This window comes from Cricetibacter osteomyelitidis, assembly GCF_004340985.1.
GTDB classification, from domain to species: domain Bacteria; phylum Pseudomonadota; class Gammaproteobacteria; order Enterobacterales; family Pasteurellaceae; genus Cricetibacter; species Cricetibacter osteomyelitidis.
Map to the genome: position 1 here is coordinate 14,250 of NZ_SLYB01000007.1, position 25,763 is coordinate 40,012.

Sequence of the window (25,763 nt, forward strand, 5' to 3'; positions counted from 1 at the left end):
TCGTATTCGCTTTTATTATGAAAAAACTATTAATTTTCTTACCGCTCTTTTTTTTACTCGGTTGCCAGAACTCTTCGCAACGAACAGAGCAAGCTTTGCCTTTTAACCCGGAAATTCAACAGGGAGTGTTGAATAACGGGTTAAAATATTATGTACAAGAAAATGGCGAACCCAATGATCGCGTATACATCAGATTAGTGGTGAATGCAGGATCGATGAATGAAGATGACGATCAAAAAGGTGTGGCACATATCGTAGAACACATGGCGTTTAACGGTTCGCTAAAATTTCCGCATAATGAAATTATCGCCGCATTAGAACAATTAGGCATGAAATTTGCACGGGATATAAACGCGTTCACGGATTTTGAAAATACCGTATATACCTTGAATATCGCCAAAAATGATAAGAAAAGTCTGGAACTTGCATTGGATGTGGTAAATGAATGGATGAATCATTTAACGATTTTGCAAGAGGATCTGGATGCCGAACGCGGAGTAGTATTGGAAGAATGGCGTGCCCGTTTAAGTCCGATGTTGCGTTTGGGCGATAAAAAAAGTTTAGTGGAAATGGCGAATTCCCGCTATATACTGCGTGATCCTATCGGTGATGTGGAGGTCATCAAGCATGTGCCGCGTAAGCGGGTGCAGGATTTTTACCGCACTTGGTATCGCCCGGACAATATGTCATTGATTGTGGTGGGTGATATTAAGAAAACGCAAATAGTCGATTTGATCGAACAAAAACTGGCAACTGTCAATCCGCAAAGTCGCCAGCCATTGCCTAAAATTGATTTTACTATTCCGTTGATTAAACAATGGCGAGTGGCAACAGTGTCGGAAGCCGACATTCATACGCCAAGTATTGAGCTTAGTTTTTTTGATGAAACGAACAATGCCGATACGGTTGCGGCTTATGCACAAGAATTGCGTCAACAGATTGTCTTGCGTCTGATTAATGTTCGTTTACAAGAATGGGAAAATCAGCAAAGTGCGGTCGTAAATTCGGCAAATTTTTATCATAGCCACTTGGGAAAAGAAACTTTACAAGGTGTTTTTTCAATTCAATTAATGGATCGACAGTATAAGCAAGGCATCAATAAACTCTTTGAATTTATTGCTCAAATTCAACAACAGGGGTTTACTGACGCAGAGTTGAAGGATGAAATAACACGTTTACAACGGCTGAATGAAAAAGAAGTGAAAATTAAAGTCGGCAGTTTGAAATTAGCCAATGATTTAATTCCTATTGCGGCAAATAACCAAGTGAGCTTATCGCCTCGCCATCGTTATCAATTAAATAAGCAGTTATTAGCACATATAAATTTATCGGAAATTAACCGCACTTTCCGACAAATGGTGAATTTACCGTCTAAATTATTAATGATTACGCAGCCGCCCGGTGAGAAAAAACTTTCTCTGAGTGCTGATCAAATTGCACGGCAATGGCAACTGGCATTAGGGAATTCACAACAAATTTGGCAATCGGATTCCGCTCAAATGACAATGCCTGAACTGGCGTTGGCAAACGGCGATCTTCAGCAAACACACTATTGGAAAAAAGCTAATGTTAATGAATATCGGCTAAGTAACGGTAGCAAATTGATTTATCATTACAGTGATAAAAGCCCCGGTCAAGTGTATTTCAAGGCAGTCACTTCAGGCGGATTGCGTTCCGTACCAAATAATCAATATCATTTATTACGTTCCGCAATTGCCGTTGTGGATGATACGGGTATCGGCAGTTTACCGCAAGCCGGGGTCAATCAATTATTTACGCAAAATCCGATTGCATTTACCACGGTTGTCGATGATACCCGACAAGGCTTTACCGCAGCGGGCAAGGTGGAAGACATGGAAAATTTACTTAAATTATTCCGTTTGAAACTACAATCGGCACCTGTTTCGGAACAAATGTTGAATAAATATAAAAATGAAAGCAAAGATCAGTTTAATCAGGCAGATAAAGAAACGGAATTTATGCGGGCTGTGTCTAAATTGCGTTTTCCTGAAGTAGAAACCGTGTATAGTCGCCGACAACAAGATATTTTATCGTTACGAGCAGAGGAACTGTCGAAAATTTATCAACAATATATTTTAGATAAAACGGATTTTACCTACTTTATTGTGGGCGATATTTCAGAAAGTGCGGTACAAAAATTAGCAAAACAATATTTGGCTTCCGTACCGGTAAAATCGCAAAATCGAATTGCGAAAACCGTCAATATTCATACGCCAAGTAAACCGTTCGTATTGAAGGGATTATCCGAACCTCGTGCGGATGTGGAAATTTATTTGAATGCAACGCAGCCATGGCGTGCGGAAAATGAATATTTTCTGGATATTTTGGGGGATGTGTTACAGGAAAAATTGCGTTTTAGTTTGCGCGAAGATGCTTCAGGCGTATATTTTGTAAATAGTTGGTTTAACCAGGATCCTCATACCTCACAAATTGAGGGTAAGATCGCATTCAGCTGTGCACCGGAACGGGTTGATGAGCTGTTCAGATTGACTGAACACACTTTGGATCAATTAATGCAACAAGGTATTGAACCTGCACTGTTGGAGAAAAAATTGCGGGAAAAACAGATGATCAGCAAACAACAGTTTGAATCCACTTTAGTTGTTTTAGGTATGCTGGAACAAAGTTTCCGATTAACCGACAGCCCGGATTTAATGTATTTATATGAACAGGCTGAACAAATTGTTACGAAAGAAAAATTTGATGCGTTAAGTCGCTCGATTTTACAGAAGTCCGGACGTTTTAAAGCCGTATTGACACAATAAGTAAAGAAAAAGCCCTGTATGTATAGGGCTTTTTTGTATGAAAATATATTATTGACCAAACTTTTGTTGTAATTCTACTTGAAGTTTTTGTAATTCTTCAGCTGATTTTACAGCATTTTGAGTTTTTTCCATTAACGCTTTTTGATCAATGGATTGTGGATTTTTCATTGCATTTAAGCCATCGATCATTAAATCTTTTGAGGCATTCCAAGTTGAAATCATTTTGTCTTTTAATGCTTTGATTTCAGGGCTTTTCACGTCAACGGCTTCTAGGCTTTTTTGCATTTCGGCAATTTTAGTATTGAATTGATCTAATGTCGGTTCGATTTGTGCTAAATCTTGAGTTGCAACTTTTTGTTGAAGTTCTAATTGAAGTTTTTGTAAGTCTAATTGAGCTTGTTGTTGTGCAACCGACCAATCCGTTAATTTTTTGAAATCTGCTTTAGGATCTGCTTTGTTACAGGCTGCAACAAAAAGAGAAAATAACGCTACAGCTGCGATTTTAATAAATTTATTCATTGAAAATTTCCTTGTGATAGATAATAAATTGCTGCTTCTTTTTATGCAGAAGCCTGTGCATTTTACATTTCTTACAGTCTTTTTTCAAATTAAATCATTGAAAAATAACGTTGCCAATCGAAATACCGACCAGGATCGATTTTACGTCCAGGCGAAATATGGCAATGTCCTACAATACGTTCCGAGGTGATTTTAGGATAATTTTGTTGAATAATTCGGGTTAATTTTGCCAAAGTTTGATATTGTTCATCAGTAAAAGCTTGCTCGTTACTTCCTTCCAATTCGATACCGATGGCAAAATCATTACATTTTTCACGTTTCTCAAAACAAGATAAACCCGCATGCCAAGCACGATCATTGAAATTAACATATTGTGTGATTTTTCCCTGTCGATTGATTAGGCAGTGAGCGGATACACGAAAATCTTTAATTTCTTCAAAATAGGGATGAATAGTGGGATCTAATTTTCCTTGAAAAAAGTCATCAATATAACCGCCGCCGAATTGTTCCGGTGGCAAACTGATATAGTGAATAACTAATAATGAAATATCCTGAATATTCGGTCGTTCATCAAAATGCGGAGATGAAATGATGTCAGTATCAGTTAACCATCCGTTTTGAATATTTAGAGGTTGTTTTTGCATTATTTTTGCCTGTTTTTGTGATCTTGCTTCCAAAAAGTGTGGTTGATTTTAGAAATTTTTTCTGTTTTCTCATGGTTTCTTGCATAGTAAAGAACGTTAATATTCCGAGATATTAACCCTGTCTTATTAATTCATGCAAGGACATAAAATGAAATTAAATCAATCTTATGCGTTAAAAAAAGGGTTCACATTAATTGAACTGATGATCGTGATTGCTATTGTAGCTATTTTAGCAACTATCGCAATTCCTTCGTATCAAAATTACACCAAAAAAGCGGCGATTTCCGAATTGTTGCAAGCCGCTGCACCTTATCGCAGTGAAGTCGAGTTATGTATATATAACACAAACAGTAAGGATAACTGCACAGCAGGAAAAAATGGTATTCAAGCGGATATCTCATTATCCAAGAAAAAATATCTAAAATCGGTATCGGTTGCCGCAGGTGTGATTACTGTGAATGGGCAAGGAACATTGGATAATGAAAGTTATACATTGACAGCCGAAGGCGATGCTAAATCCGGCGTAAGTTGGAAAGCAACCTGTAACGGAACTAAAGAACTGTATCCGGCCGGATTCTGTTCCAATTAGGGGGTATTATTGCAGTGTATTATCAGTCGAACAGCTTGATAATCACTGCTATAAGTGGAGAAATTTTTGAAATTGCACCGCACTTATGGCAGAAAAATCAGCAACAACAAACAATTTTGCTACGCTATTTAGCGTTACCGTTAAAAAGTAACGATTCAACTTTATGGTTAGCCGTAGATTCTTTAAGCAATTTGGCCGCTTGTGAAACTTTTGCCTTTCTGACAGGCAAAATAGTGGAACCGATATTGGTGGAAAGTCATCAATTAAAACAAGCATTGCAACAGCTTTCTCCGCAAATATCGCAAGTGCAAGAACCGAATCAGTTGTTATATCTGGCGGAAACAACAATAGATGAATCAACATATAACGAACAGTCCGACGAGCCTGTGATTTGTTTACTTAACAGCATTTTTGAAAATGCCCTAAAACATAAGGCATCGGACATTCACCTGGAACCGCAAACATCGGCGATGCAGATCCGGTTTCGTATTGATGGCGTATTACAGCCGCAAACACCTATTGCCTTGAGTTTGGCAAGCCGTATAATTTCCCGTTTGAAATTATTGGCTAAGCTGGATATCAGTGAAACCCGTTTGCCGCAAGATGGACGATTTCATTTTAAAACCGCGTTTTCTGATATGTTGGATTTCCGCCTTTCTACCCTGCCTACTCATTTAGGCGAAAAAGCCGTGTTGCGGTTGCAGCAAAATAAACCGATTTCACTGCAATTTTCAGAACTAGGAATGACGGAACAGCAACAAACACAATTCCGTCAAGCACTCAGTCAGCCGCAAGGGCTGATTTTGGTCACCGGTCCTACGGGAAGCGGAAAAAGTATTTCGCTTTATACCGCACTTCAATGGCTAAACGGTACGGATAAACACATTATGACTGCCGAAGATCCTATTGAAATTGAACTGGACGGTATTATTCAAACGCAAATTAATCCGCAAATCGGCTTGGATTTCAGCCGTTTGTTACGCACTTTTTTACGTCAAGATCCTGATGTGATTATGTTGGGGGAAATACGTGATGAAGAAAGTGCGGCAATGGCATTGCGGGCGGCACAGACGGGGCATTTAGTGCTTTCAACGCTACATACCAATGATGCCAAATCCGCAGTTTCCCGACTGCGTCAACTAGGCATTCGGCAACACGAAATTGACAGCTGCCTGCTATTAGTCATCGCTCAACGGCTAGTGAGAAAGAAATGCCAAAAGTGCGGTAAAAATATAGAAAATATTGATAGTTGCACTTGTCATCAAGGTTATGCCGGACGTATCGGGGTATATCAATTTTTAATGCCGGTAAATCGGGATAATCGCATTGAATATCAGACGGATTTTGCCGATTTGCGGGAAAGTGCCTTGCATAAAATCAATGAGGATATCACCGACTTAGCGGAAATTGATCGGGTATTAGGCATGAAATAAGGGAACATAATGGCTGAAAAATTAAAGTTATTCCGTTGGAAAGCCGTCAACCGTTTGCAACAAAAACAGCGGGGCAGTATTGTGGCAGAAAATGCTATGCAGGCTCAACAGCATTTGCTGAAAAAAGGGCTAAGCCAGGTGACATTACAGCAAAACTGGCAGTTGAACAGCAAACCCACCAATACGGAAATTTGTGATTTATTGGCTCAATTAGCCACATTGTTGAATGCCCGTATTACCTTAAAACAAAGTTTGCAGATTATGTTGGATAATTGCATTAATTTGCAGCTTAATCAATGGATCCGGTATTTACTTAAATCCATAGAAAACGGTTTATCTTTTTCGCAAGCCTTGGAACAATATCCCCAATGTTTGAACTATCAAGAACGCCAGCTAATCCGCGTGGGGGAATTAAGCGGAAAATTACCGCAAGTATGTACGGAAATTGCCGAGCATAAAAAACAGGCGTTAGCACTGCAACGAAAAATTCAGAAAATTCTGCTATATCCGATGATAGTGTTGTTTATCTCTCTTTCACTTACATTATTGTTGCTGATTTTTATTGTGCCGCAATTTGCTGAGATGTATGGTGATAATCAGGCTAATTTACCGGTATTTACCGCATTATTGTTAAATATTTCTGAATTTTTACAGCAGTATTGGTGGAGTCTGTGTATTTTGACCGCACTTTTTGTACTGTTACTGAAATATCAGCTCACACATTCCGTGCGTTGCTATCAATGGAAAAACCGCTTTATGATGCTGATGCCATTATTGGGCAAAATTTTACAGCTTTCCCGTTTAATCGGATTTTGCCGGGCAATGCAGTTAATGCTGCAATCGGGCGTGCCATTGAATCAGGCGCTTAATTCTTTCCTGCCGAGCAAAAAACAATGGCAGAGCAAAAAAACGGTGATTGACGGTGATTTGTGGCTACAGGATCAAATAAAAAAGATGACTTATTGGATCCAACAAGGCTATGGGTTTTCAGAAAGCGTCAGTAGCGATTTATTTCCGTTGCAAATCCAGCAAATGTTGCAAGTGGGAGAAAAAAGCGGTCAGTTAGCCATGATCTTGCAACAAATCGCCGATAACGAAAAACAACGCTTGGACCACCAAATCGATCTGCTTTCCCAACTATTGGAACCCCTGATGATGGTGATTATCGGCGGATTAATCGGTTTGATTATGCTGGGTATGTATATGCCGATTTTCAATATGGGAAGTTTGATTCAATGATAGCCCTATTATTTTTATTAGGCGGTGTAAGCGGTTTATGGATTCGGTATTATCTCACTGGTTTTGCTTCATCTCTAAACAAAGATGTTTATAACACTTATATCGAAATTTTTCCCGATAATCCACCGCACTTTGTACCGGATTCCGCTATATTAACCCCCTTAAAGTGCGGTGCAAATTGGCGGTATTTTTTAGCGGGCGGTATATTTTTTGCCGGATTATATGTATGTTATCCATCTTTTTTACTCGTATGCGTAATAGGTCTATTTTTTATATTATGTTTCACGATTTCCGTTATTGACTGGCATTATCAACTGATTTCCCCCGCATTATGTCAAGGATTATTGGTGTTAGGCATATTCAGTGCATGGCAAAATATCAACTCTATTTCTCTTGATGATGCCTTAATCAGTACTTTTACTGCGTGGTCGCTCTTTTTTCTACTTTTTTACCTTGCCCGTTTTATTTACCAAAAAGAAGCCTTTGGCCGCGGGGATTATTGGCTGATTACAGCTTTAGCAACATTTATTCACTGGCAGACACTGCCTTTATTTATCCTGCTATCTTGTTTATTTGCCTTGTGTTATGCGGTTTATCAAAAATTACGGAAACAAAGCATTAAAAAGCAAATTCCTTTTGCTCCGTTTTTGTGTTTGGCGATGATGGCTGTTTGGGTGATAAATTGGGTTGATCTTGACTTATTTTCAGTATATAACTTCAACCATTAGTCCTTAAAATGGGTAAAATATGAGTTTTATTGTAGGCTTAACCGGTGGTATAGGTAGTGGCAAATCAACGATAGCGGAGCTTTTTGCCGAATTAAATGTGCCGATTGTGGATGCGGATCTTGTGGCAAGACAAGTGGTGGAAAAGGGCAGTCCGTTGTTGCAGCAAATTGCGGATCATTTCGGTACGGATGTATTATTGGCTTCCGGTGAGTTGGATCGTGCAAAATTACGTTCTTTGGCTTTTAATCAAGAAGCTGAGAAGCAATGGTTGAATAATTTATTACATCCTGCTATTCGACAAGAAATGTTGCGACAATTACAGCAACAAACTGCCCCTTACGTATTGTTTGTTGTGCCTTTGTTAATTGAAAATAATCTCACGGAATTATGTGATCGTATTTTAGTAATTGATGTGTTGCCGGAAACCCAACTGGCACGGGCAACAGCTCGTGATTGTAATAATATTGACTTGATTCAACGCATTATGCAATCTCAAGTGAGCCGAGAAGTGCGTTTGGCAAATGCCGATGATGTGATTGATAATAATGAAAATATTCAGCAAAATCTGACCGCACTTCGGCAAAAAGTGTTAGAATTGCACCAATTTTATTTACAACAGAGCCGATAAAATGACAGAGAATACTGATAATGAATTAATTTCCGTCCCTTGTCCTACTTGTGGCACTGCAGTTGAATGGAGTGCAAAAAGCGAATTTCGCCCCTTTTGCAGCAAACGTTGTCAAATCATTGATTTAGGCGATTGGGCTGCTGAAAAAAATGCCATCCCCACAGCAACAGCTGATTTTGCCATAGATCCGCAACTCGATGATTCACAAGATTGGGCAAAAAATTAAGGAAAAAGTAATGAATATTCAACATGAACAAAATAATGAGAACGGACAAAAGAGCGGTGCGTTTTTAATAAAAAATGAAAACGGTAAGGTGATTGCCGAAATGAGCTATTTTTTTGAAAATACCGACACCATCAATGCTAATCACACATTTGTGGATCCCAGCCTACGCGGACAAGGCGTAGCGGATGCGTTATATCAACAGCTTATCGCCTTTGTGCAAAACAACCAACTGAAATTACACCCGACTTGCAGCTATGTGGTAGCGAAATGGAAACGTGAACAACAATAGTATAAAGGGCATTATGCCCTTTTTATACATCATACCGTCCCATCACAACGGATTGATCTAAAATATGTCCTTGCATTGCAAAATGAAGATCATTAAAACGAAAGCCTTGCGGTAAATCAAGATCGGTATCTAACGCATAGACAATCACTTCATAGCGATGTTCGCAGTTTGGCGGTGCCATTCCGCCATAAGCCGATGCTTCAGCAATATCAAACTTACCCAAAACGCTTGCCCAACTGTTGGCACCCTGCACATAATCGGTGGCGGTTTGGCTTTCATTTTCGGCAATAGAAGTGCGCTTCAAATTTGCGATTAACCAATGGATCCAGACAAAACCGCTGGCCGTGATGGCATCTTTGTCTTCTACGACGACAGCAAAGGATTTGGTATTGGCCGGAGCATCAGTGATTTCAAAAGGAATAGAGTAGTTTGGCATTCCGTTTGGGGTAAATTGCGTTCCCCGCTTGCCGTATTTATCTTCAAAGTACCCGTTTTTGATCGCAGAGCTTGTTACTTGCATAATCATTATCCTTATTTTTTCGATTAAGAAGAAAGCCCGAAATTCGGGCTTTAAATGGGAATATTACAAAATTATTCTTGGAAAGAATCTTTTAAACGTTCATCGGCTCGACGGGCTTCACCTTTATGTTGTAATTTATTTAGTTGTCGTTCGAGTTTTTCTTCAACTTCATTGATTGCTTTATACATATCGTCAGTTTCCGCACTGGCGAATAAATCACCTAATGGCGTACCGATAGATGCTTCTACAGAGAAACCTTTCGGTGTTTTATTCAGAATAAAGTGAGGATTAATTAATTGAGTTTGCCATTTTCCTAATTTTGCGAGACGCTCCTCCACGTGAGCACGAATTGCGGGAGTGATTTCCATTTGTTTGCTGGTGATATTTAGTGTCATAGCATTTTCCTTTTTTGTTATAGAGCAATGATTTTATTACTCTTTGTTAAATCCTTGAATACAAAATAGATCCTGCTATTAGTTTTTGCAAGTGGTTTTTGGGGATTTTTAAAGAAAATTTTAAAAATATGATCTAGATAACAAAACGAAAAAAAAAGGCTTTTAATTTAGAGAAAAGTTGTTATGATTGAGCGAATAACAAATGTTCCCCGCTCTTGAAATATTTTATTCTACGGCTTCAAAATTTTCATTAATTTCATTATTTTTCAAGCGTCTGAAATAATCTTTGGTTTCTTCCACCACAACGTTGCGTAAACCGATTAAGGCGATTAAGTTAGGGAAAGCCATTAAACCGTTTACAATATCCGCTAAAATCCAAATAACATCTAATTTAATAAATGCCCCGCAACCGACCAAAATGATAAATAAAGTGCGGTAGATTTTAATACCTTTTATGCCTGCCAGATAAACAAAGCAACGTTCACCATAGTAGCACCAGCCAAGAATAGTGGTGAAGGCAAAGAATAATAAGCCGATTGTTACAATGAGAGCACCGATTTCAGTGCCTAATCCCATAACGAATGCTGCATTAGTCACTGCTGCACCTTCTTGACCGGATTGCCATACGCCGGTGATGACTAAAACCAAACCGGTCATAGAACACACAATAATAGTATCTAAGAATGTACCGGTCATAGAGATTAATCCTTGACGCACCGGTTCTTTGGTTTGAGCGGCAGCGGCGGCGATTGGTGCAGAACCTAGGCCTGATTCGTTAGAGAAAATCCCACGAGCCACGCCGGATTGAATGGCTTTCATTACCGTGAAACCTAAAGCTCCGCCTAATGCAGCTGTAGGGTTAAACGCACTCTCGATAATTAAAGCGAAAGCGGCAGGGAGTTTATCAATGTTTAAAATGAGAATAATTAAAGAAGTCGTGACATATAACACGGCCATAAACGGCACGATAACAGAAGCAACATTCGCAATGCGTTTGACTCCGCCTAAGATAATTAGGCCTACTAATAAAGTAATAACAGCCGCGGTATAAACAATATCCACATTAAACGTATCTTGCATAGCATGCGTAATCGCATTAATTTGCGGAAATGTCCCGATACCGAAAAATGCCACCAAAATACCGAATACGGCAAATAATTTTGCTAACCATTTTAATCCTAAACCGCGTTCGATATAGTACATCGGACCGCCGGCCATAAAACCGTTTTTATCGCGTACGCGATATTTTACCGCCAACACACATTCTGCATATTTAGTTGCCATACCGAGTAAAGCGACGATCCACATCCAAAATAATGCTCCCGGTCCGCCGGCTTGTACTGCGGTTGCCACACCAACGATATTTCCCGTACCGATGGTTGCAGATAAAGCAACGCTTAATGCGGCAAATGCAGAAACATCCCCTTTATTGTTTTTTCCCTGTTCTTTTTTAAAGACATAACCCAGTGCTCTCGGCAGTTGGAAAATTTGAATAAACCCTAATTTTAGGGTGAGATAAAGCCCGGTTCCGCTTAATAAAATTAATAGCGGCGGTCCCCAAATAAAGCTATCAATAGCAGATAGCATTTCAGTTAATGACATTGTTGATTCCTGTAAATTTTTGAAAAAAATACAGAGCGGTGAAAAGTAGAACGGTATAAGAGAACCGCAAAGTGCGGTTAGAAATAGAAAACTTTTCATCCCCTGTCCTTTTGCCTGAGCGTTTGAAAATGATAAATATCATTTTTTGCGCCTTCGGCGTCCATTTCGCATTACGATAAAATGCGTTGGATCTCTCCAAGGGTTCGTCCGGTAACAGTCCTCGCTTTGGTTAAAGCACCTGAAAGATTTTACTTCTTCGGTGTGGAGTAAACTCTCCACTCTCCAGCTACCTTCATCCGAACAACTTTTGTAAATCAAAAGTGCGGAAGATTTTAGCAAAAATTTTTCAAATCTCAATATTTTGTTGAAAATTTATAGAAATAAGTAGGTAAACCTCATTCTTAGGTTGAAAAATAAGTAAGTTTATTGAGATAATAACCGTTATCTCAAAATTTGAGGTTTGGGTGATCTTTAGGAAAAGGTTTAGAAAAGATCAATACACATAATCAAATAACTATAAGAATTTAAAACAATGGCAGAAAAAAGAAATATTTTTCTAATCGGTCCGATGGGTGCGGGCAAAAGCACTATCGGTCGCCAGCTGGCACAACTTCTGAATATGGAATTTGTGGATTCGGATCACGAAATTGAACAGCGTGCCGGAGCGGATATTAGCTGGATTTTTGATGTGGAAGGGGAAGACGGTTTTCGTAAACGTGAAACTCGAATTATTAATGAATTAAGTCAACAACAGGGGATTGTGCTTTCCACCGGCGGCGGTGCAATTCTTTCAAAAGAAACGCGTAATCATTTATCGGCACGTGGTATTGTGATTTATTTAAAAACCAGTGTGGATAAACAATTCCAACGTACTCAACGTGATAAAAAACGACCGTTGTTGCAGGGCGTAGAGGATGCTCGTCAAGTATTAGAACATCTGGCTAAAATCCGCGAACCGTTATATGAAGAAATTGCTGATATTACTTTTTCTACCGATGAACAAGGTGCCAAATTAATGGCAAATCAACTGATTGAATTGATTGAAAATTTTAACGGCTAAACAGATTTAATAATCTAAGGAATTATTATGTTGACGGTTAATGTAGAATTAAAAGAACGCAGTTATCCAATTTATATCGGTGAAAATTTATTACAAAATCCCGATGTTTATCCGCTGAAAGCCGGACAAAAAGTGATGATTGTGACAAATCCTACCGTCGCTCAATTCTATCTTGATACCGTCACGGACACTTTAACGAAAAAAGGCTGTGTGGTAGAGCACGTATTACTGCCTGACGGTGAAAAATATAAAACCTTAGAATCTTTAAATTTAATTTTTACTGCGTTGCTAAAGGGTAATCACGGCCGCGATACTCAGTTAGTCGCATTAGGTGGCGGCGTGATCGGCGATATTGCCGGTTATGCGGCAGCAAGTTACCAACGCGGAATTAAATTTATTCAAATTCCTACGACTTTATTGGCTCAAGTGGATTCCTCCGTGGGCGGTAAAACCGGCGTAAATCACAAGTTAGGCAAAAATATGATCGGAGCGTTTTATCAACCGCAAACCGTAATTATTGATACCTTAACGTTGAATAGTTTGCCAAAACGAGAAGTGAATGCCGGCTTGGCTGAAGTGATTAAATATGGTGCAATTTTAGACTTACCGTTTTTTGAATGGTTAGAGCAGCATATTGATCATTTAGTAGCGCTCAATCAACAAGATCTGCAATTTTGTATTGCCCGTTGTTGTCAAATTAAAGCAGATGTTGTGGCTTGCGATGAAACGGAAAAAGGCGAGCGTGCATTATTAAATTTAGGTCATACCTTCGGCCATGCTATTGAAGCTTATTTAGGCTATGGCAACTGGTTGCACGGTGAAGCGGTGTCTGCCGGTTCAATGATGGCGGCGGCATTATCTGAAATTTTAGGCGATTTAAGCGTACAAGATGTTGCCCGCTTAGAAAAATTATTTGCCCGTGCTAATTTGCCGACTATTTCACCGGATGGTATGCAACCGGAAGATTATTTGCCTTACATGATGCGCGATAAAAAAGTGTTGGCGGGTAAATTGCGTTTAGTGCTGTTGAAATCCTTAGGTCAGGCTTATGTGGCAATGGATTCCGACAAAGAGCAAGTGTTGCAGGCGATTCGTCGTTTTACGCAAACCAATAACAATTAATTGTTGAAGCGATCTTACTTATGCCGTCCGCTAAAAAAACTTCAGCCGAAAAGCACCGCTCTTTTCTCAAATGGGCGGGCGGTAAATTTCGTTTAACGGATGAAATCATTAAACAATTCCCGAAAAATAAATCCTGTTTGATCGAACCTTTTGTGGGGGCGGGATCTGTTTTTTTAAATACGCACTTTGAACGCTATATCTTGGCGGATGTGAATGCTGATCTGATTAATCTATTTAACATTGTCAAAGCGGATGTAGAAAGTTATATTGAAGCATTAAAGCCGATTTTTTTTCATCCGCAGGCCAATACCGCAGCCTATTATTACACGCAGAGGGAGCAATTCAATCACACTGATGATGTATTTATCCGCTCCGTACTATTTTTATATTTAAACCGTTTCGGCTTCAACGGTTTATGCCGCTACAATTCCAAACACGAATTTAATGTGCCTTTCGGTAGCTACAAAACCCATTATTTTCCCGAAGAGGAACTGCGTTATTTTGCGGAAAAAGCTCAAAGTGCGGTGTTTATTTGCCAGGATTTTAATGAAACTTTTAAACTGGCGGACGAACATTCCGTGATTTATTGCGATCCGCCTTATGCACCCATTCGTCAAATCACCAATTTTACCAGCTATTCCAGCCACGAATTTTCTTTGCAACATCAGCAGGCTCTTGCCGAGCTAGCCAGAAATACGGTAAATTTACAAAACACCCAAGTGATTGTATCCAATCACGACACTGCGTTTACCCGCAAAATTTATCAAGGGGCAAAGTTAAAAAAATTAAAGGTGCAACGTTCCATTAGTCAATCCGGCGATAAACGCATAAAAGTCGGTGAATTGATTGCGGTGTTTAAAGCACAATAATTGCCGTTCTTTTTCTTTATGTTATTTATAGAGTAGCTACTATCAAATAGCAGTATGATTTGTATAGTGGAAAATTGCTTAAAATACATCATACGGTCAAAACGATAAAAAACCATAATTTTTTAGGATACGAAGGCATAGCTAATTAAGCTATGCCTTATTTATGGCGAGAGACGGATTTATTTTAAAACTGAGTTCGGTTAATTCCGGTTTGACTTGTTGAATCTGATTTAATAATTCCTGTTGGCGAAATAACAATGCTTGTCGCACCATGGCACTTTTCACTTCCAGTATCAACGTGCTGTTTTCCATGTTGCTAACACGAAATAATCCTTTAAACTCCGTAGGAAATAATGCCGTTAATCGCTCATTTAATTGATTAAGTGCGGTGGATTTTTGCAAAATTTTGCTTAAATGAGAATTTTCAATCAATGTTTTGATATTAGTGATTTTTTTATTTTGCATAGCTTGATTTTCAATTATTTATCCTTATATTTATGACATTCTAACGGAATTTGAGTATAATCAACAAAATTTTTAGGTAATAATTCGTTTTTATGATTCGCAACAAAAATAAACATTCTTTATGGTCGCAGATACTTGCCGGTATGATTGCGATTTTTTTGTTGCCCGCAACACAGCCTTTGGAGAATCGCACGGCAGCGGAAAACACCTATCAAAACGAACAAACCTTACAGCCTCAATCCTTATTTGATCGAGTATTGCAATTTAAGCAAACGCAACAAACTCAAATTCAATCCTATACACAAATAGCGGCACGGCAAAAATTTTTGCAAATTGAACCGCACTTTGCCGCTTTTCTTATTAATCCTTTAGCGCCCATTCGGGCCGGACCTGTTCTCGCATAATTTATTCTATTTTATAGGTTGGTGCAGTTATATTTGCTTCAACGGATTTATTTTATCAGTGAGTAACAACTGCTCACACAACTCAATGAGAGAAAATTATGCTTAGAACTATTGCAACTAAAATTTTTGGTAGCCGCAACGATCGCGTGCTACGTCGTTTAAATAAAATTGTAAAACAAATTAATCAATTAGAACCGTCTTTTGAAGCCTTAAGCGATGATGAATTAAAAGTTAAAACAGCCGAATTCAGACAACGTTTGGCAGATGGAGCAACTTTAGAATCATTGATTCCCGAAGCTTTTGCCACTGTGCGTGAGGCCAGCCGTCGAGTGTTGGGCATGCGTCCTTTCGATGTGCAATTAGTGGGAGGAATGGTTTTAAATGATCGCTGTATCGCGGAAATGCGTACCGGTGAAGGCAAAACTTTAACCGCAACCTTGCCTTGTTACTTAAATGCCTTGACCGGTAAAGGCGTGCATGTGGTGACGGTGAATGATTATTTGGCTCGCCGCGATGCGGAAACTAATCGCCCGTTATTTGAATTTTTAGGTATGACCGTGGGTGTGAATGTGCCGGGTATGCAACCGGATGAAAAACGTGCGGCTTATGCAGCGGATATTACTTATGCTACCAACAGCGAATTAGGTTTTGACTACTTGCGTGACAACTTAGCGCATTCAGCGGATGCCCGTTTCCAACGCCAATTACATTATGCGTTGGTGGATGAAGTGGATTCTATTTTAATTGATGAAGCCCGTACACCATTAATTATTTCCGGTCCGGCAGAAGACAGCTCTGAGCTTTATATAGCCATTGATAAACTGATTCCGCAGCTTGTCCAACAAGAAAAAGAGGACAGTGATGAATATCAGGGTGAAGGCGATTTCTTCTTAGATTTAAAAAATAAACAAGCCCATTTAACCGAACGCGGTCAGATTAAAATTGAAGAATTATTGACGGCGAAAGGCTTTATGAATGAAGGCGAATCCCTTTATTCTCCGGCTCGCATCAGTTTATTACACCACGTTTATGCGGCATTGCGTGCACATACTTTATTTGAAAAAGATGTGGATTATATTGTTAAAGACGGTGAGATCGTAATTGTAGATGAACATACCGGCCGTACCATGGCTGGTCGTCGTTGGTCTGACGGTTTGCATCAAGCCATTGAAGCAAAAGAAGGCGTGCAAATTCAGGGTGAAAACCAAACCGTTGCTTCTATTACCTACCAAAACTATTTCCGTTTATATGAAAAATTAGCGGGTATGACCGGTACGGCAGATACAGAAGCTTTTGAATTTCAACAAATTTATGGTTTGGAAACGGTGGTGATTCCAACTAACCGTCCGATGATCCGTGATGATCGGACGGATTTAATGTTTGAAAACGAACAATATAAATTTGATGCTATTATCGAAGATATTAAAGACTGCGTTGCCCGTAATCAACCAGTGTTAGTTGGGACGGTATCTATCGAAAAATCGGAATTATTGTCTAACGCCCTGAATAAAGCGGGTATCAAACACAATGTATTAAATGCTAAATTCCACGCACAAGAAGCGGAAATCGTTGCCAATGCCGGTTATCCGGGTGTGGTGACCATTGCTACCAATATGGCAGGTCGTGGTACTGATATCGTATTAGGCGGTAACTGGAAAGCGGAAGTGGATAAGTTAGAAAATCCGACGGAAGAACAAATTGAGGCGATTAAAGCCGCGTGGCAGGAACGTCACGATATCGTAATGCAGGCCGGCGGTTTGCATATTATTGGTACGGAACGTCACGAATCTCGTCGTATCGACAATCAGTTACGCGGTCGTTCCGGTCGCCAAGGTGACCCGGGTTCATCTCGTTTCTACTTGTCTTTAGAAGACGGTTTATTGCGTATTTTCTTAAATGAAGGCAAGCTCAATATGATGCGTAAAGCATTCACCGAACCGGGCGAAGCGATGGAATCCAAAATGTTAGCCCGTGTGGTAGCTCAAGCTCAGGCAAAAGTGGAAGCACATAACTTCGATGGTCGTAAGAATCTCTTACAATTTGACGATGTGGCAAATGATCAACGCCACGCAATTTATCGGCAACGTAATGAGTTATTGGATCAAGGCGATATTTCTGAAACTATTGCCGCGGTGCGTGAAGATGTGCTGAATACGGTAATCAGCCAGCATATTCCGCCGCAGTCTTTAGAAGAACAATGGGATATTGCGGGATTGGAGCAACATTTAAAAACAGATTTTGCTTTAGAATTGCCTATTGCTCAATGGTTAGAGCAAGATAACCATTTACACGAAGAAACCTTACGCGAACGCATTGTAGAAGCTGCCGTGCAGGAATATCAACGTAAAGAAGATATGGTCGGTGCAGACACCATGCGTAATTTTGAAAAAGGTGTGATGTTACAAATCTTAGATGAATTGTGGAAAGAGCATCTGGCTGCGATGGATCATTTACGCAAAGGGATTCATTTACGCGGTTATGCACAAAAAGATCCGAAACAGGAATATAAAAAAGAGTCATTCCAAATGTTTACGGAAATGTTGGATGCTTTAAAACTGGCAGTTGTGACGACCTTGAGCAAAGTTCAAGTACGCACGCAGGATGAAATGGAAGCTGCCGAGCAGGCACGCCGGCAAGCTGCCCAAAACAGCAGTGCGGCAATGCAATATCACACTAACGGCGATGAAGCGGATAATGAAAATGCGGAACCGTCTCAACGCAAAATCGGTCGAAACGAACCTTGCCCGTGTGGTTCCGGTAAGAAATACAAACATTGCCACGGTAGTCGTGTAAAAGCATAATAAGTAAAAGTGCGGTTGATTTTAAAAAAGTTTTTTAATTAACCGCACTTTTTGTAAGGAAAACAATAATGACAATTCCTCAAACATCAAAACCTTTAGTTAACGTTGCCGTCGGCATTATCCGCAATGAATTTAAACAAATTTATCTCACTCAACGCCTGGAAGGACAGGATTTTGCCCAGGCTTTAGAATTTCCCGGCGGTAAAATGACTGAAGGCGAAACACCGGAACAAGCCTTAAAACGCGAGTTGGAAGAAGAAGTCGGGATCCACGTTTTAAGTGCCTATCCCTATGAAAAATTTACCTTTGAATATCCCACCAAAATCATCGAATTTTATTTTTATCTTGTGGAAGAATGGTTAGGCGAGCCTTTCGGTCGAGAAGGGCAAGAAGGCTTTTGGTTACCGCAAAACGAACTGGATGCGGGACAATTTCCACCGGCTAATGCGAAATTAATTCAGCGGTTGCTAGCGGAAACATTGAACTAATCCTCAAATTACTGCCGCAAATATTGCGGCAGCATTTGTGTTTACATTAAATTAAATTGTTTGAGAATAACGGAACCAATAGCTACAGTAAACATTGAACCTATTGTCGTCAGACCAATAATATTTGCTGTTAATTTAGCATCTCCACCCATGCTGCGAACCATCGGATAGGCTGCAGCCGCTAGAGGTGTAGCGGTAATTAAAAAGATAACGCCGAGCTCTATGCCTTTTAAACCAAAGGATAAACCGACTACTACCAACGTTATCGGGGCAACCAAATTTCTGGCTAATGCCGACCATATTGCGACATAAGAGGGATTTTCCGTCTTTTTTAAGTTTAGACTTGCACCGGCACAGATTAATGCTAATGGCATTGTCATATTGGCTACGTAGTTGGCTGTGGAATGTAGTGGTTTGGGTAAGGTCAGTTCTAGTGTATTGAAGATGATAGCAATTGTAATACCTATGATAAGCGGATTTTTTGCCAATTGAAGAAACATTGCAGTTATATTAAGTTTTTGATTATCTGTTAATGAATTCGTCAAGGTGATAACAGACAGTATGTTGAATAAAAATACAATGGCAGCTACATAAACCGCCGCCGTGGCAATACCTGCATGTCCATAGGCATTTGAGCAGAGTGCAACCCCCAGAATTCCGGCATTACCGCGAAAAAATGCCTGGGTAACAATAGCACGTTGTTTTTTTTCAACAGTTTTTGCTGCAATGAATTCACCCGTAAAATAAAGTAGCAATGTTCCTGTCACACCGGCAGCAATCATGGTGAATTGTGCGGAAAAATCGATTTTATTCGAGATAATACCGAGAAATAAAAGTAAGGGTAGAGTACAGTGAAATAACACTTTGGAGGATTGATCACAAAATTTATCGTCAATAAACTGCTGTTGACGTAAAAATACGCCGAGCAGTAATAACAATACATTCGGTAAAATAATTGTGACCGAAAATTCGAGAGAAGTTAGAAATTCATTCATAATTTTAAATTATCAAAAAGGGCGTATGATTAGTACGCCCCTTGGAATTATAATGTCATTGCTGCAATCCAGCCGAAGACTAACAACGGAATATTATAGTGAATAAAGGTTGGTACGACAGAATCCCAAATATGATCATGTTTGCCGTCTGCATTCAACCCCGATGTCGGACCTAATGTTGAGTCGGAAGCCGGTGAACCGGCGTCGCCCAATGCTGCCGATACGCCCACAATTGCGACGGTGGCTAACGGAGAGAAACCGAAAGATAAGCATAACGGAATATAAATAGAAGTAATAATCGGCACGGTTGAGAATGATGAACCAATTCCCATAGTGATAAATAAACCGACGAGTAACATTAAAAATGCTGCTATTCCTTTATTATCTGTGCCTAAACCTTGGCTAAAGGACTCCACCAATTCCGGAACACCACCGGTAGCATTGATAACACTGGCAAAGCCCGAGGCCGCGATCATCACAAAACCGATCATCGCCATTAAACGTAAGCCTTGTTGGAAAACATCATTGCTTTCTTTCAGTTTGAATACACCGCCCAAAGCAAAAATCATTAAACCGACTAATCCTCCGATAATCGTTGAACTGGTAAATAATTGAATAGCAAAAGTGACAACAATTGCGACAATACTTACAATAACATGGAAGGGTTTAATATTTTGAATATGGGATTCGATTTCCATCGTAGTCGGTTCAGCGGTTAAAACTTTGTATTCGCGGGGTTTACGGTAAGTAATAAAAATAGCCGTTAATAAACCAATTACCATACCGATTACCGGAATCGACATTGCCAATGATACTTCTGCCACATTGGTATGCAGACCTAAGTTTTCGCCTACTTGGTTGATATTTTTAACCAAAATACTTTCAATAAAGATCTTACCGAAGCCCACCGGCAATAGCATATAAGTTGCGGTTAAACCGAACGTCAACACACAAGCAACCGCACGACGGTCTATTTTTAATTTATTGAAAATGCTTAATAACGGCGGCACGACAATAGGAATAAAGGCAATGTGTACCGGCAATAAATTTTGTGAAGAAATTGCGAAAGCCAACAATATGGCAAGGATCAAATATTTAAACCAAAATACTTGGCGACCGTTCGGATCTTGACCTATCATTTTGATGGCTTTAAAGGCGAGTAAATCCGTAATACCGGATTTTGAAATGGCTACTGCAAAAGCACCGAGAATAGCATAGTTCATTGCGACTTCTGCACCGCCGCCTAAACCGCCGGTAAACGTTTTAATGGTTTCGGGCAAGTCCAAGCCGCCCAATAATCCCGCAGCCAATGCGGAGATAACTAATGCGATTACCACATTAATACGCAATAAACTGAGTACTAATAAGAGAATAATGGAAAGTACAACTTCATTTGTCAGCATAATGATTCCTGTAAATTATTGTAAAGTTATAAAATGGTTTTAAGTTTACCGACTTATCAGAAATTTTTCAAAAAAATAACCGCACTTTTGGTAGAAATTTTGAAAAAAGTGCGGTCGGTTTTGAAGAAATTTATTAAATTAATCGTTATCGCCGAGTAATACCGATTCCAGCGCCACTTCAATCATTTCATTAAAAGTGAGTTGGCGTTCTTCGGCGGAAGTTTGTTCGCCTGTGCGGATATGATCGGAGACGGTGCAGATGGAAAGTGCTTTAGCACCAAATTCAGCGGCAACGCCGTAAATGCCGGCGGCTTCCATTTCTACGCCTAAAATGCCGTATTTTTCCATTACATCGAACATTTCCACATCCGGTGTGTAGAATAAATCTGCGGAGAATAAATTGCCTACACGCACTGCCACACCTTTTGCTTTAGCGGCTTGTACGGCTGCCGTCGCCATATCAAAATCGGCAATAGCGGCAAAATCGTTGTCTTTAAAACGGATACGGTTGACTTTGGAATCGGTGCAGGCTCCGATGCCGATAATCACATCACGTACTTTTACATCTTGGCGAACGGCGCCGCAAGAGCCTATGCGAATAATTTTTTTCACACCGTATTCGGTGATCAGTTCTTTTGTGTAAATAGAGCAGGACGGAATTCCCATTCCATGCCCCATTACGGATATTTTTCGACCTTTGTATGTGCCGGTGTAGCCCAACATATTGCGGACATTGGTCACTTCTTGGGCGTTGTCTAAAAAGGTTTCGGCAATGTATTTTGCACGTAGCGGATCGCCCGGCATTAATACAACATCGGCAAAAGCACCAGCTGGTGCGTTAATATGTGGAGTCATCATTTTTCCTTATTTTGTAAATAGTAATATTGCTGTTCCATAATCCATTTCGCTTAATCCGAAATAGGCTGCGACGGTTTGACCGATATCGGCAAAGGTATCCCGTTTGCCTAAAAAGGTTTTCGGTACGTTTTGACCGTATAATAACACAGGAATATGTTCGCGGGTGTGATCCGTACCGTGCCAGGTAGGATCGCAACCATGGTCGGCGGTGATAATCAACAGGTCGTCATCATTCACCAGTTCTAATAATTCCGGCAAGCGGCAATCAAAATATTCCAAGGCGGAGGCATAACCTGCCACATCGCGGCGGTGGCCGTAGTCGGAATCGAAATTCACAAAGTTAGTGAAAACAATAGTATTTTCGCCCGCACTTTTTATTTCTGTGAGTGTTTTATCAAATAATTCCGGCAAACCGGTGGCTTTCACTTGGCGGGTAATGCCCACGTGAGCGTAAATATCGGCGATTTTACCGATAGACACTACATCCCCTTGTTGTTCATCTACTAATTTTTTCAAAACGGTCGGAGCCGGTGGCTCGACGGCATAATCGTGACGGTTGCCGGTACGTTGAAATTCACCGGCATGGTTGCCTATAAACGGACGGGCAATGACTCGGCCGATATTGTAGCTTTCTAATTCATCACGCACTAATTGGCAGAGTTCATAGAGCTTTTCCAAACCGAAAGTTTCTTCATGGCAAGCGATTTGAAACACAGAATCCGCCGATGTGTAGAAAATCGGTTTGCCGGTTTTCATATGGGTTTCACCCAATTGATCTAAAATTACTGTGCCCGATGAATGACAATTGCCTAAATAGCCGGGTAAATTGGCTTTTTTCACAATACGATCCAATAATTCTTGCGGAAAGCTGTTTTCGTGCTGTGGGAAATATCCCCAATCAAATAACACAGGTACTCCGGCAATTTCCCAGTGGCCGGAAGGCGTGTCTTTGCCGGATGAAATTTCTTGAGCAAAAGCATAGCCGCCTATTAAGTGCGGTGTGTTTTGGAAGTTTTTTGGTAAGCATCCGGTAGATTCTTTGGCCGCTAAGCCCAGTCCCAATTTTTCTAAATTAGGCAATGATAACGGTCCTTGACGATTTTGGGTATCCGCTTTGCCTTCGGCACAATATTGAGCGATATGTCCTAAGGTATCAGAGCCTTTATCGCCGAATTTTTCAGCATCGGCGGAAGCTCCGATACCGAAAGAGTCCAGCAGCATGATAAATACACGTTTCATTTTTGCTCCTTTTATTTATTATTTACGCAAATGTTTTCGTATGTTCTATACGACAACACCACGAGTTTCGTGGTGTTTGTTCATTTCTTGTTAGGCCGGCACAGCACCGCTGAGCCCGATAAACAATCCGGCAATCGTTGCACTCATGAGATTTGCCAAAGAACCCGCAATGACCGCTTTAATCCCGAGTCGTGCAATGTCACCGCGGCGATTCGGTGCCATTCCGCCCAAACCACCGATTAATACGGCAACGGAGCCCAGATTCGCAAAACCACATAACGCGAAAGTGATGATGGCTTTGGTTTTATCCGTTAATTGTACCGCACTTTCCGGTGAAAGGTATTTGGTAAATTCCATATAACCCACAAATTCGTTGACCGCCAGTTTAATACCGAACATTTGACCGGCGATTTCCGCTTCGTTCCATGGCACGCCGACCACCCACGCAAGCGGTTTGAACACCCAGCCGAAAATCATTCCAAGGGATAATTCAGGATAACCGAACCAATCGCCCACGCCGCCGAGAATTCCGTTGATTAAAGCGATTAATGCAACGAATGCGATTAACATCGCTCCCACATTTAATGCCAACTGCATCCCGGAACTGGCACCGGCAGCAGCGGCATCTAACATATTAGACGGTTTTTCAATATCGACGTTTTCTAAATCATCATTAAATTTTTCTGTTTGCGGTAATAAGATTTTTGCGAATAATAATCCGGCCGGTGCAGCCATGAAAGAAGCGGCGATCAAATATGGTAGCGGTATGCCCATTCCGGCATAACCCGCCATCACCGAACCCGCAATAGAAGCCAAGCCGCCGCACATAATGGCGAATAATTCAGATTCCGTCATTTTGCTGATATAAGGTTTCACCACTAACGGTGCTTCGGTTTGACCGACGAAAATATTGGCTGCAGCGGACATGGATTCCGCTTTCGATGTGCCTAATAATTTTTGTAATGCACCGCCGATTACTTTGATGACCCATTGCATTACGCCGATGTAATAGAGTAGGGAAATTAAGGCGGAGAAGAATACGATAATCGGCAGCACGCGTACGGCAAAAATGAAACCGCCACCGCCAAATACTTCAAACATTTTATCGCTGGCAAATGCACCGAAGACAAAACTGATCCCTTCGTTTCCGTAAGCAATGATTTTGGCGACACCATCAGCCAACCATTGTAAAGCATGACGACCGGCGGGCACGTAAAGAATCAATGCACCGATGGCAATTTGAATAAATAATGCACCGAATACGGTACGGAAATTTATGGCTCGACGGTTGTTGGAAAGCAAAAATGCTATTCCCAGTAACACCACTATGCCTAAAAGACTAATTAATACATCCATAAGATCACCTTGAGATAAATTTAATGGGGCAATTCTACTGATTTTTAGTTCAAAACGCTATTAATAATGCAATAAATGTCTTAAGTAAATTCTGTTTTTTCTATTATGATGAGCAGGTTAGAAATTCAGAAGAGCGTATATGAGCGATAAATATAGCGTACTCCCGCAAACCAAATGGACCGCAGACGCATTATGGACGGTAGAACTAAAAGCATTATCTATGTTACTGTTTTCTTTAGTGATTATGGGTGTCGGTGATGGTTTATTAGTACTTTCCGAACTGGGTTCGGCACCCGGAACGGTGCTTGCTCAAGGCATTGCATTGCAAGGTCATTTCAGCGTGGGTTGGGGATCATTGATCGTTAGTGTGGTCGTGATGTTGCTTTGGTTTCCGCTCAAGTTAAAGCCCGGTTTAGGTACGATTTTAAATGTTTTAGTAATTGCATTATTTCTCGGTTTGACCGTGGTCTTAATACCCAAGCCGATAGAATTGTTCAATCGCATTTTATTTGCCCTATTCGGTATCGGAATTTTGGGGATTGGCACCGCACTTTATCTCACCTGTCATATGGGAGCAGGACCGCGAGACGGATTAATGGTGGGATTATGCCACCGCTTTAACTGGAAGATCGGCGTGGTGCGTACGTGTTTGGAAGTTACCATGTGTATTAGCGGATGGTTATTAGGCGGTATTTTAGGCTTAGGCACTTTATTATTCGCTTTCTCTATCGGCTGGATTGTGCAACTTACTTTATCTTTTCTACGTAATTAGTGCTTATCCGCTTTTGCCGCCGCTTGTGCTGCCGCACGTTTACGCCGGATTTCTTTCGGATCCGCCAACAGCGGACGATAAATTTCAATACGATCACCGTCATTTAAAGTGTCCGTTAATTTTACCGGACGACTGAAAATGCCCACTTTATTTTCCGCCAGATTAATTTCCTGAAACTGCTGCAAAATTCCTGATTGCACAATTGCCGCTTGCACGGTTGTACCTTCATCTAAAGTGAATCGTTTTAAATAATGACGTTCAGGGTAGGCATAGACAATTTCGATACTGATTTGGGACATAATAAACCTTATTCATTCAAGCATTTTTTGCTAT

The 25,763-nt window shown here is 40.4% G+C and carries 27 protein-coding genes and 1 riboswitch; of the genes, 15 read left to right on the plus strand and 12 right to left on the minus strand.

The features are described from left to right. Positions 1-17 precede the first annotated feature (17 nt). Complete coding sequence (locus EDC44_RS04595) at positions 18-2,786, plus strand: M16 family metallopeptidase (RefSeq protein ID WP_131975842.1); 2,769 nt, start codon at positions 18-20, stop codon at positions 2,784-2,786. A 48-nt stretch (positions 2,787-2,834) separates the two neighbouring features. On the opposite strand, the gene EDC44_RS04600 is transcribed toward EDC44_RS04595, so the two are convergent. Continuing rightward, a complete protein-coding gene (locus tag EDC44_RS04600; protein ID WP_131975844.1) occupies positions 2,835-3,305 on the minus strand; it encodes a hypothetical protein in 471 nt (156 codons plus the stop codon). Between the two features lie 89 nt (positions 3,306-3,394). Next, positions 3,395-3,949, minus strand: coding sequence for a 1,6-anhydro-N-acetylmuramyl-L-alanine amidase AmpD (gene ampD / locus EDC44_RS04605; RefSeq protein ID WP_131975846.1), 555 nt, complete (start codon positions 3,947-3,949; stop codon positions 3,395-3,397). A 148-nt stretch (positions 3,950-4,097) separates the two neighbouring features. Between ampD and ppdD the strand changes: the two genes are divergently transcribed. From ppdD to EDC44_RS04640, 7 genes are read left to right on the plus strand one after another with little or no spacing between them, the layout of a single operon-like run. After that, positions 4,098-4,538, plus strand: coding sequence for a prepilin peptidase-dependent pilin (gene ppdD / locus EDC44_RS04610; protein ID WP_131975848.1), 441 nt, complete (start codon positions 4,098-4,100; stop codon positions 4,536-4,538). A gap of 14 nt (positions 4,539-4,552) precedes the next feature. Further along, complete coding sequence (locus tag EDC44_RS04615; protein WP_131975850.1) at positions 4,553-5,971, plus strand: GspE/PulE family protein; 1,419 nt, start codon at positions 4,553-4,555, stop codon at positions 5,969-5,971. Between the two features lie 9 nt (positions 5,972-5,980). After that, entirely contained in the window at positions 5,981-7,210 is a 1,230-nt protein-coding gene (locus EDC44_RS04620) for a type II secretion system F family protein (RefSeq protein ID WP_131975852.1), read from the plus strand. After that, positions 7,207-7,938 (plus strand): prepilin peptidase, encoded by a 732-nt coding sequence (locus EDC44_RS04625; RefSeq protein ID WP_131975854.1) that lies wholly within the window; start codon positions 7,207-7,209, stop codon positions 7,936-7,938. Before EDC44_RS04620 ends, EDC44_RS04625 begins: the two co-directional genes overlap by 4 nt. A gap of 19 nt (positions 7,939-7,957) precedes the next feature. Beyond that, positions 7,958-8,566, plus strand: coding sequence for a dephospho-CoA kinase (coaE, locus tag EDC44_RS04630; RefSeq protein WP_131975856.1), 609 nt, complete (start codon positions 7,958-7,960; stop codon positions 8,564-8,566). A gap of 1 nt (position 8,567) precedes the next feature. Continuing rightward, positions 8,568-8,792: a DNA gyrase inhibitor YacG gene (gene yacG / locus EDC44_RS04635; RefSeq protein WP_131975858.1), complete on the plus strand. Its 225-nt coding sequence runs from the start codon at positions 8,568-8,570 to the stop codon at positions 8,790-8,792. A gap of 10 nt (positions 8,793-8,802) precedes the next feature. Continuing rightward, positions 8,803-9,081: a GNAT family N-acetyltransferase gene (locus EDC44_RS04640; protein ID WP_131975860.1), complete on the plus strand. Its 279-nt coding sequence runs from the start codon at positions 8,803-8,805 to the stop codon at positions 9,079-9,081. Between the two features lie 22 nt (positions 9,082-9,103). On the opposite strand, the gene EDC44_RS04645 is transcribed toward EDC44_RS04640, so the two are convergent. From EDC44_RS04645 to EDC44_RS04655, 3 genes are all read right to left on the minus strand, one after another. Beyond that, on the minus strand, positions 9,104-9,601 hold the full coding sequence (locus tag EDC44_RS04645) for a YbhB/YbcL family Raf kinase inhibitor-like protein (RefSeq protein ID WP_131975862.1): 498 nt from the start codon (positions 9,599-9,601) through the stop codon (positions 9,104-9,106). Positions 9,602-9,672: 71 nt separating this feature from the next. Next, a complete protein-coding gene (raiA, locus tag EDC44_RS04650; RefSeq protein WP_131975864.1) occupies positions 9,673-9,996 on the minus strand; it encodes a ribosome-associated translation inhibitor RaiA in 324 nt (107 codons plus the stop codon). Between the two features lie 225 nt (positions 9,997-10,221). Continuing rightward, entirely contained in the window at positions 10,222-11,598 is a 1,377-nt protein-coding gene (locus EDC44_RS04655) for an alanine/glycine:cation symporter family protein (protein WP_131975866.1), read from the minus strand. Between the two features lie 92 nt (positions 11,599-11,690). Continuing rightward, positions 11,691-11,807: riboswitch (glycine riboswitch) on the minus strand. Between the two features lie 323 nt (positions 11,808-12,130). Between EDC44_RS04655 and aroK the strand changes: the two genes are divergently transcribed. Genes aroK through EDC44_RS04670 form a run of 3 tightly spaced genes read left to right on the plus strand, consistent with a single transcriptional unit; the run spans position 12,131 to position 14,649 of the window. Then, positions 12,131-12,658: a shikimate kinase AroK gene (aroK, locus tag EDC44_RS04660; RefSeq protein ID WP_131975868.1), complete on the plus strand. Its 528-nt coding sequence runs from the start codon at positions 12,131-12,133 to the stop codon at positions 12,656-12,658. Positions 12,659-12,685: 27 nt separating this feature from the next. Continuing rightward, entirely contained in the window at positions 12,686-13,780 is a 1,095-nt protein-coding gene (aroB, locus tag EDC44_RS04665) for a 3-dehydroquinate synthase (RefSeq protein ID WP_131975870.1), read from the plus strand. 20 nt (positions 13,781-13,800) lie between these two features. Then, positions 13,801-14,649 carry a Dam family site-specific DNA-(adenine-N6)-methyltransferase gene (locus EDC44_RS04670; RefSeq protein WP_131975872.1) on the plus strand — a complete coding sequence of 283 codons (849 nt, stop codon included), beginning with the start codon at positions 13,801-13,803 and terminating at the stop codon, positions 14,647-14,649. Positions 14,650-14,799: 150 nt separating this feature from the next. On the opposite strand, the gene EDC44_RS04675 is transcribed toward EDC44_RS04670, so the two are convergent. Then, a complete protein-coding gene (locus tag EDC44_RS04675; protein WP_131975874.1) occupies positions 14,800-15,114 on the minus strand; it encodes a DciA family protein in 315 nt (104 codons plus the stop codon). Between the two features lie 92 nt (positions 15,115-15,206). On the opposite strand from EDC44_RS04675, the gene secM reads away from it, so the two are divergent. From secM to mutT, 3 genes are all read left to right on the plus strand, one after another. Continuing rightward, positions 15,207-15,518, plus strand: a complete 312-nt coding sequence (gene secM / locus EDC44_RS04680) for a secA translation cis-regulator SecM (protein WP_131975876.1) — start codon at positions 15,207-15,209, stop codon at positions 15,516-15,518. A gap of 98 nt (positions 15,519-15,616) precedes the next feature. Then, positions 15,617-18,319 carry a preprotein translocase subunit SecA gene (gene secA / locus EDC44_RS04685; RefSeq protein ID WP_131975878.1) on the plus strand — a complete coding sequence of 901 codons (2,703 nt, stop codon included), beginning with the start codon at positions 15,617-15,619 and terminating at the stop codon, positions 18,317-18,319. 68 nt (positions 18,320-18,387) lie between these two features. After that, entirely contained in the window at positions 18,388-18,807 is a 420-nt protein-coding gene (gene mutT / locus EDC44_RS04690) for an 8-oxo-dGTP diphosphatase MutT (protein ID WP_131975880.1), read from the plus strand. 41 nt (positions 18,808-18,848) lie between these two features. Here the strand turns inward: mutT and EDC44_RS04695 are convergent, their stop codons facing one another. The 5 genes from EDC44_RS04695 to EDC44_RS04715 form a co-directional block, all read right to left on the minus strand. Continuing rightward, a complete protein-coding gene (locus EDC44_RS04695; protein WP_131975882.1) occupies positions 18,849-19,802 on the minus strand; it encodes an AEC family transporter in 954 nt (317 codons plus the stop codon). 47 nt (positions 19,803-19,849) lie between these two features. Beyond that, entirely contained in the window at positions 19,850-21,205 is a 1,356-nt protein-coding gene (locus EDC44_RS04700; RefSeq protein ID WP_131975884.1) for a Na+/H+ antiporter family protein, read from the minus strand. A 138-nt stretch (positions 21,206-21,343) separates the two neighbouring features. Continuing rightward, positions 21,344-22,060, minus strand: coding sequence for a purine-nucleoside phosphorylase (deoD, locus tag EDC44_RS04705; protein WP_131975886.1), 717 nt, complete (start codon positions 22,058-22,060; stop codon positions 21,344-21,346). Between the two features lie 9 nt (positions 22,061-22,069). Further along, entirely contained in the window at positions 22,070-23,302 is a 1,233-nt protein-coding gene (locus EDC44_RS04710) for a phosphopentomutase (RefSeq protein ID WP_131975888.1), read from the minus strand. Positions 23,303-23,392: 90 nt separating this feature from the next. Then, positions 23,393-24,658: a NupC/NupG family nucleoside CNT transporter gene (locus EDC44_RS04715; protein ID WP_131975890.1), complete on the minus strand. Its 1,266-nt coding sequence runs from the start codon at positions 24,656-24,658 to the stop codon at positions 23,393-23,395. Positions 24,659-24,797: 139 nt separating this feature from the next. Between EDC44_RS04715 and yczE the strand changes: the two genes are divergently transcribed. Beyond that, the gene (yczE, locus tag EDC44_RS04720) at positions 24,798-25,430 is read left to right on the plus strand and encodes a membrane protein YczE (protein WP_131975892.1); all 633 of its coding nucleotides are present in this window, start codon (positions 24,798-24,800) and stop codon (positions 25,428-25,430) included. Here the strand turns inward: yczE and EDC44_RS04725 are convergent. Next, the gene (locus EDC44_RS04725) at positions 25,427-25,729 is read right to left on the minus strand and encodes an RnfH family protein (protein ID WP_131975894.1); all 303 of its coding nucleotides are present in this window, start codon (positions 25,727-25,729) and stop codon (positions 25,427-25,429) included. The genes yczE and EDC44_RS04725 overlap by 4 nt on opposite strands. Positions 25,730-25,763: the final 34 nt, after the last annotated feature.